Origin of the sequence: Photorhabdus viridis (assembly GCF_040256935.1) — a bacterium.
Lineage (GTDB): Bacteria > Pseudomonadota > Gammaproteobacteria > Enterobacterales > Enterobacteriaceae > Photorhabdus > Photorhabdus viridis.
Genome location: NZ_JBEJZY010000108.1, coordinates 1 through 3,586 on the forward strand (window position 1 = coordinate 1; position 3,586 = coordinate 3,586).

Genomic DNA, 3,586 nt, shown 5'->3' on the forward strand with positions numbered 1-3,586 from the left:
CTACTAAAGAGTTTATCGTATGGCTTAAGCAAAACGGGGCCTTTGATGTTCCATACTGGATGTGCAAAGGTTCATGGTCATATGCCGACAATCGCATAATCAACGATACAGACTGCGGTAATATCTGTCTTGCAGGGGCTGTGGTTGAAGTCATGGGCGTAGAATCTGCAATGACGATCCGTGTTACAACACCGACGACAACAAACGGAAACGGTATCGCAAGCGTACAATTTACTTATATTAATCATGGTGAAGGGTACTATCCGGGTTGGCGTAGGGACTATAACACCGCAAATAAACCTACTACTGAGGATGTGGGGGCATGTCGGGCCTATAGTGGCTCGATCGATACTGGCGGTGGCACATGGACTACTAAAGAGTTTATCGTATGGCTTAAGCAAAACGGGGCCTTTGATGTTCCATACTGGATGTGCAAAGGTTCATGGTCATATGCCGACAATCGCATAATCAACGATACAGGCTGCGGTAATATATGTCTGGCTGGCGCAGTTGTAGAAGTTATGGGCGTAGAATCTGCAATGACTATCCGTGTTACAACGCCAACAACTACTGTAAATGATGGTATTTCGAATGCACAATTTACTTATATTAATCATGGTGAAGGGTATTATCCGGGTTGGCGTAGAGACTATAACATTGCAAACAAACCTACTGCCGGGGATGTAGGGGCATATACCAAAACCGAATGCGACAGTCGTTATTCCTTGAAAAGTGGCGTTGGGGTAATCAATTTACGGCTTGGAAGCTGGGCAACTGAAGGGGGATGGACAGACGAGACAAAAGATTGGTCAGCGCCTGCTGGGCATGTCCTTGTTGGTTTGGGTACAACCATGTGGAGTTCAGGAAGACAACATCTTGCTAATGTGCATTACCGACCTATACAGGCATACATAAATGGTATTTGGGTAACAATCTCTGCAACTTAGGATGACATTATGAAAACCTCAATTTTTACACCTTATATCCCGAAAGATGGTGTATCTTGTATTCAATACTTGACAGATGATAAAGGCAAGGATTGGTATCAAATTCAGGAAAAATTTTTAGAAGAAACTATCAAATTCACATTTGATAAAAATGGAGTTATAACTTCGATGTCAAAGGATGTATCCAGTCTATTCCCTATTTATTTATCCGTTGCTGAACTTACATCAGAAGCAGTGCCAGTTGAAATAAATATTACAGGTGGATGGGTTTTTGACGGTAACAAAATTATCCCACGCATTTACACGTTGGAAGAACAACGACAACAGGTAGAGAACCAAAAATCAGAGAAGATGATTGCTGCAAACGTAATTATTCAGCCTTTGCAAGATGTTATTGATTTAGGGATAGCCACCAACGAGGAAAAAATGTTATTACTTGCATGGAAAAGGTATAGAGTGTTACTGAGTCGCATTGATACCTCATTAGTATCAGAAATTAACTGGCCTGAAAAACCAGCGTGAAATAATAACGGCCTGCTCTCCAGGCCGTAAATCTAAAGATTTAGGATTTATAAACTAAGCTATAGGTATCTATCGTTTCTGAAACCATTTTTCTCACATCAAACTCGTTAATCGCTTTTTCTCTAGCCTTTTCAGACAGCCTTTCTAACTCTTGAGATGATAAACCAGCAATTAGTTTTAAAATATCATATACCGATGCTTCACTTCCTGCTTTTGTGATCCAGCCATTAACACCATGATCAATGTTTTCTGGTAATCCCCCGAAATCACTGACAATAATAGGCAGGCTACAAGCCATCATCTCTCTGCAAGCAAAACTGATAGTTTCACAATTGGTAGATAAAACAAATCCTACAGAAGCATTCTTCATGTAATTAATGATCCTTTTGTCATCATTGATATAACCAGTGAATTCAACATCAACATGAGAGAAAGGAACACCTACCAACTGCTCAATGTCTTTTTGGTAAGGAATACGCCCAATGATTTTTATACGAAATTTATCAGACAATGCTTTATCTTTTGTCAGACATCTTATCAACAAATACCAACCCTTGTGCCCAGCTGTCCCAGCAGAAGAAATAAGCGTTATCTTTCCTTTTTCTGTAATTATACGTTCAACCTTCCATTTGTCAGTATTAACACCATTTTTTATGGTAATCGCCTGTTTGTCAGAGATAAAAGAGGAACATTGGTTTCTGGTGGCGTCACTAACGAAGATGATTTTTTCATTGAGTTTTTTCAGCCTGACTCTGGATAACCAGGACACAAAATAGTGATTATGTTTTGTATAGATTATCTTACTTTTCATTCCAAAGAGAACCTTTGCGAGGATGGCGATCTTATTATCAGAAGTTCCATTAGTATGAATAACGTCAATTTTTTGTTTTTTTGCAATACGTGACAAGGTTTTACAGGTTGTTATGAGTTGTTTAATTTTATTGAGTTTACAGAAAAAATAAAGTGGAATAACATTATTGAATCCAGAGCTGATAAGTTCTTTGTATAATCTACTTTCTGGTGGACAAGCAATAAATAGTTCCCCTTTGTTATAATCAAAATACTTAACTATATTCATTATGTATGTGGTATGACCACCACCATTTCCTGTATGAAAATTTGTAATCATAATATTCATGATTCTTGCTTACTCTTACCTTTATTGTCTGTTAATGAGCTATGTTTCATGATTTTTCTACTGAAATTCTTATTTCGCTCTGTTATGTAGTCAGGGTCTTATTTCTTTGTAGTAAACCCTCTTAGGAATATTATCTGCTATTTGATCAGCTGCTAGAAAATCTAGGACAGTATTAATCGATAAATTTTTTGTTTACTACACCATGTAATTTTAGCATGTTTTGCGTAATCGATAGTTAGGTTACTAAAGGGTATTTAGAGCTTACCTGTTTACAATACTCTGCTTTACCGAGATATCAGCTTATTCTAAATTACGTAACGTAAAGGTATATGATAATCTCCAGGGAAGATTTTGGCTAGATAAAAATTGAATATTGTCTTCTCCTATTTTTTTTTGCAATCTATTTATGGAGTTCTTCTTATTGGTCTCGGCATAATCACTCTTATTTGTGTCCCTATCGGGATGACATATGGTCAGCTGGACTTTAATTCTATTATTTCCCTGTTTTACACAAACAAGTAAGAAACCGATGAGTTTATAACTGCTATCCCTGATAATTACTGTCTATTTCGCTGATCCTCATATTCATCCTGTTAGTATTAAAATTAAATGGAACGGTTAACCGGTAAAAAGTTCTGTCTATGCTCCTACTGTAGAATGGGGTAAACATCTCAAAATCCGGTTTGATTGAGAATACAAACTCAGATGGTGTAATCTACAACTAATCGGGAGAATACTGAGCCTGTAGAGTTAAAATGATCTTCCTCGGTGAATGACGAAATGGCAGCATAAAGCACAATAGGTGGGAATAATCTCGAAGGAGGCAAATAAAATAAGATGTTTTATTATTGTCATTGGGCTGCATAAGCAGGGCAACCGCATGAATGATTAAATATCACTCACATTAGCAAAACCCGCCTGTAATACTCGCTCCAAAAATTGGGTTTTCATCCATATTCGTCTACGTTTCGCTTTGATG

At 37.5% G+C, this 3,586-nt stretch carries 2 protein-coding genes and 1 pseudogene; 2 read left to right on the forward strand and 1 reads right to left on the reverse strand.

The genetic code is table 11. The features are described from left to right. Nucleotides 1-947: pseudogene (locus ABR397_RS22095) on the forward strand (hypothetical protein); the annotation flags it as partial. 9 nt (nucleotides 948-956) lie between these two features. Next, nucleotides 957-1,469, forward strand: coding sequence for a tail fiber assembly protein (locus ABR397_RS22100; protein ID WP_350307592.1), 513 nt, complete (start codon nucleotides 957-959; stop codon nucleotides 1,467-1,469). A 40-nt stretch (nucleotides 1,470-1,509) separates the two neighbouring features. Here the strand turns inward: ABR397_RS22100 and ABR397_RS22105 are convergent, their stop codons facing one another. Continuing rightward, entirely contained in the window at nucleotides 1,510-2,607 is a 1,098-nt protein-coding gene (locus tag ABR397_RS22105) for a glycosyltransferase family 4 protein (RefSeq protein ID WP_350307593.1), read from the reverse strand. Nucleotides 2,608-3,586 lie beyond the last annotated feature (979 nt).

What these genes read in the sequence shown, in the direction of transcription:
- ABR397_RS22105 (WP_350307593.1), bottom strand. Translation starts at nt 2,607, where the DNA reads ATGAATATTATGATTACAAATTTTCATACAGGAAATGGTGGTGGTCAT.
- ABR397_RS22100 (WP_350307592.1), top strand. Translation starts at nt 957, where the DNA reads ATGAAAACCTCAATTTTTACACCTTATATCCCGAAAGATGGTGTATCT.